The organism is Tropicimonas isoalkanivorans, from assembly GCF_900112335.1.
Lineage (GTDB): Bacteria > Pseudomonadota > Alphaproteobacteria > Rhodobacterales > Rhodobacteraceae > Tropicimonas > Tropicimonas isoalkanivorans.
In genome coordinates this window covers 1-3,923 of record NZ_FOLG01000040.1, presented here as the reverse complement: position 1 = coordinate 3,923, position 3,923 = coordinate 1, and the positions used below count along the sequence as shown (strand labels likewise).

Below are 3,923 nucleotides of genomic sequence, written 5' to 3'. Positions count from 1 at the left end.
GTGGCGTTTGTAGCTGATCAACTGTTTCTGCATCCTCCCGAACTATGTCCAGACACTGCAATGAGAAACCGTGCCAAGCTTAACGTGACAACACCTTTCGTGGAGGGTCGGAAGCTCTCGCCAGTGATGACGACGAGACGCCCGCCCGACGCGAGGCGTGCCAGGGCAGAGAGCACATGCTGACTGGTTGCCTGCTGGAACCGCCCCTCGACATGGTTGGCGGCAGAAAACGGTGGGTTCATCACGATGACAGTGGGTGTGATCGACCGATTCAGCCGGTCGTCGATCGAGGCGGCATCGTGGTCTGAGACAACGGCATCGGGGAACAGATGTCCCAGCAGGGCGCGGCGGGTTTCTGCCAATTCGTTGAGGGCCACGCGCGCGCCTGCAATCCGGGCGAAGCCCGCCAGCATGCCGGTGCCGGCCGACGGCTCAAGCACCAGGTCGTCGGCCCGAAACCCCACCGCCTGCGCGACGATGGCTGCGAGCGGCAGAGGGGTCGAAAACTGTTGCAGACGGACGCTGTCTTCCGAGCGCCGCGTGTGGGACGGGGCCAGACAAGCCAGCCGTTCGATCATGGTGAGGAAGGCTTGCGGCGTGGCCGCCTGCCGCTGCAGCAGCGCACCGTAGCGCGTAAGCATCAGGATCTGGGCGACCTCTGCGACCTCATAGGCGTCCTTCCAGACCCAGGCCCCGCTGGTGTCGCTGGCGCCAAAGACATCTTCCATCGCGGCGCGCAGGGCAGCGGCGTCGATGGACCTGCCCACCTCGAACAAGGGGACGAGGGTTCTCGCAGCCCGGATCAGGTTTTGAGCGAAGCGAGAGGCAGCCAGCAGGGCAGGGGCCTCGGGCGCAAGCGGGACGGAATGGGGGTGAGCGTTCATCGGCAATCTCCGGGGTTGAGGGTTTTCCCCAAGCCCGCGCGCACTCTCTCATCCGGGAGGGGTCACCCCTCCCGCCCTGCCTCTTGCTTTTTCTGGCAAAGCCCCGGTGCGTGTTTGTCCGGTGTCAGGACGACCGCAGATGGCGCGGCACGTCCATGGATTGATGCAGGACCCGGATCACGAATATCCTGGCCGGGTCCACCTCGTAGAATACGAGGTGCCGGCCCGTGATCAGTTTCCGCGCACCCTGCAGGAGATCGGAACAGTCTACACCCATTTGAGGATTGGCGATCAGCTCCTTCAGGGCACGATCGATGTCGTCGAGATAGCGGTCCGCCTGTGCCTCGCCCCACTGACGGTAGGTCTCGGCCCAGATATCAACGAGATCGGATTTTGCCGCCTGGGAGTAATGGATGTCACGCATCAGGTGCGCCGGAGCGGCTCCGCGCTTCGCGCTTGACCTCATCCATGTCAAGCGGACCGGCGTCGCCGGATTGTTTGCCCTCCATCAGGGCAACGCGAAGCCGCGCCCGTTGACCTTCCTGCTCTTCCATCAGGCGCAAAGAGGCGCGGATCAACTCGCTGGTCGAGCCGTAGCGCCCCTCCTTCAGCATCAGGGCGATGAATTCGTCCCAATGGGGGCCAAGTGTCACGCTTGTGCTTGCCATGCTCACCTCCGGAATACGCATGAATAAGATATATGAGTATTGCGGGTGTTTCAACTCGGGGGTGGGCTTGCTCCCTGCTTGGCGGCGGCGGGTCTTTGTACCTCTCGCAAAATCAGATGATCTACAACCGCCCGCGCCTCGGACAGGCAGTCCAGCTCATAGTGCCCGAAGAACCCCCAACAGGCGTCGACTTCCTCGCCGCCCTGATCGATGACATATCCATAGACCCGTCCGGCAAGGTACGCATCATAGGTGACGATTTCGCCGCGCAGAATGTCCTTGGCCCCATCGGAAGGTTTCTTCGTAGAACCACGCCAAGGAAGAACAAAGCCTGAACATGACTTATGGTGTGGCATTTCTGATCGCCTTGTAAGCTGTTGATCTGCCTATGCCGAGGTGTTTTGCGGCTTGAGCGACGGATTTTCCAGCGCTGACGAGATCTTGGAGGGCTGAGATCGTCTCTGGCGGTAATGCAGGCCGTCCTGGGGTGCGGCCATGCTTTCGAGCGTTGATCAGGCCGTCTTTGGTGCGCTCTGAGATCAAGCGTCGCTCGAAATGCGCAATGGCCCCAAAGACGTGGAACACGAGTTCTCCAGCGGCTGGTGTTGTATCGATCCGTTCCTCGAGGCTGATCAGGTTGATCTCTCTGGCTTTGAGGTCGTCGACGGTTTCCAGAAGTTCCTTGAGCGAGCGCCCCAATCGATCGAGGCGGATGACGGCGAGGGTATCGTTGGGCCGTGCCTGATCAAGCAAGGCTGCCAGACCGGGCCGGACGAAAGTTTTGCCGGAGATCACGTCTTCAAACTTGCAACACCGTTTTGAGGACACCTGATGGCCCGTCGACTACTTTCATCCCGCGCGCGTGCGGACCTCTTCGGGGTGCCTACAGATTACGAAGCCTTGGTCCGTCGCTATCTGCTAAGCGGGGATGACGTTGATCTGATCCGAACCCGTCGCCGCGCCGAAAACCATCTTGGTCTTGCAGTACATATTTCTTTGCTGCGTTATCCCGGCCTTGGGTGGGGCCAAGACACGATGCCGCCCGCCGAACTGATCGCGTGGCTTGCAGAACAACTTCAGATCAGCGGGTGTACTCTCGACGACTACGCCGCCAGGCGAAATACGCGTCATGAGCACCATGCCCTTGCGATGCGCCATTTGGGATTGGCCCCTTTCGGACCTGAACATGTGCAGCAGGCGGAGGATATCGCCACGACGGCGGCTTTTGCGACGGATCATGGCATGAAGATTGTTGAGACGCTGGTTGCGGAGCTGCGCAAGCAACATCTGGTGCTACCGAGCGTGGATACGCTTGAGCGCCTTGCCCTGAAGGGGCGGGCTCGCGCCCGGCGTGAGGCTGCCGCTGCGTTGTTCGATGTTCTGTCACTGGAGCAACGTGACCAGTTGCAGGCTCTCTTGGTGAACGATCCGTCTCTTGGGCAAACGCGTCTCACGTGGTTGCGTGGCTATCCGCATTCGACCAGTCCGGCCAGCATGACCGCGCTTCTGGATCGCTTGAACTATCTGCGATCGTTGGATTTGCCGCCAAACCTTGGGCACGGCCTCCACCCTGACCGGTTGCTCAAGTTCGCGCGCGAGGGCGCGGTGGCCCCTGTGAGCTTGCTGAACGATTTTGGCGAACGGCGACGGATCGCAACGCTCGCGGCGCAGATGGCGGATTTATCCATCACGATCACCGACGCGACCATCGCCATGTTCGAGCGTCTGACCGGCCAGCTCTTCTCACGCTCCCGCAATCGCCAGGAGGAGGTCTGGCGCATGGGCAAGACCCGGGTTGGCAAACTGATGCAGCTCTTCGGCGCGTCCATTGATGCCATGGCCCGCGCACAAGATCTGGGCCAAGATCCCTTTGCTGCGTTGGATGCGGATGTCGGGTGGGAGACTCTTCTGGGCAAGCGTGACGAAATCGCCGACTTCGGGGAGTTGGCAACCAGTGATCCACTCGCTCTGGCGGCTGAGCGCTATGCCTATATGCGCAAGTTTGCTCCTACCTTCCTTGAGGCTTTCGAGTTCAACGCCACCGATGCAGGGGATGACCTCAAGGACGCAATCGCCTTGCTGCGCGACCAGAACCGCACCGGTAAACGCAAGTTGCCCGATGATCCGCCCATGCCCTTCGCTGCCAAGCATTGGCCGTCGCTGATCGTCCAGGACGGTAAGCCACAACGGCGTGTGTACGAGACCGCCGTTGTGTCTACCTTGCGCGAGCGCCTTCGCGCCGGAGATGTCTGGGTCGACGGCAGCCGTGAATATCGCCGGTTCGACAGCTACCTGAAGCCACGGGACAAAGCCGAAACCATCATGCGGGATGCGGGCTTCGAAACCGATCCGGACGCATGGCTATCTGACC

Annotated in this window: 6 protein-coding genes; 2 read left to right on the top strand and 4 right to left on the bottom strand. The window is 61.0% G+C overall.

Translation table 11 applies throughout. The annotated features are described in order from the left end of the window. Positions 1–17 precede the first annotated feature (17 nt). The 3 genes from BM075_RS23920 to BM075_RS23910 form a co-directional block, all read right to left on the bottom strand. Positions 18–884, bottom strand: a complete 867-nt coding sequence (locus tag BM075_RS23920; protein ID WP_245758972.1) for a hypothetical protein — start codon at positions 882–884, stop codon at positions 18–20. A gap of 124 nt (positions 885–1,008) precedes the next feature. Beyond that, positions 1,009–1,308, bottom strand: a complete 300-nt coding sequence (locus BM075_RS23915) for a type II toxin-antitoxin system RelE/ParE family toxin (protein ID WP_093363104.1) — start codon at positions 1,306–1,308, stop codon at positions 1,009–1,011. Beyond that, complete coding sequence (locus tag BM075_RS23910) at positions 1,301–1,552, bottom strand: type II toxin-antitoxin system ParD family antitoxin (protein ID WP_093363103.1); 252 nt, start codon at positions 1,550–1,552, stop codon at positions 1,301–1,303. The genes BM075_RS23915 and BM075_RS23910 overlap by 8 nt, the downstream gene beginning before the upstream one ends. Positions 1,553–1,668: 116 nt before the next feature. Between BM075_RS23910 and BM075_RS24590 the strand changes: the two genes are divergently transcribed. After that, a complete protein-coding gene (locus tag BM075_RS24590) occupies positions 1,669–1,887 on the top strand; it encodes a hypothetical protein (protein WP_177208477.1) in 219 nt (72 codons plus the stop codon). A 7-nt stretch (positions 1,888–1,894) separates the two neighbouring features. Here BM075_RS24590 and BM075_RS23900 read toward each other — a convergent pair whose 3' ends face one another. After that, entirely contained in the window at positions 1,895–2,347 is a 453-nt protein-coding gene (locus tag BM075_RS23900) for a recombinase family protein (RefSeq protein WP_245758971.1), read from the bottom strand. Positions 2,348–2,383: 36 nt separating this feature from the next. Between BM075_RS23900 and BM075_RS23895 the strand changes: the two genes are divergently transcribed. Then, a partial coding sequence (locus BM075_RS23895; protein ID WP_143089951.1) for a DUF4158 domain-containing protein occupies positions 2,384–3,923 on the top strand: 1,540 nt, incomplete at its 3' end.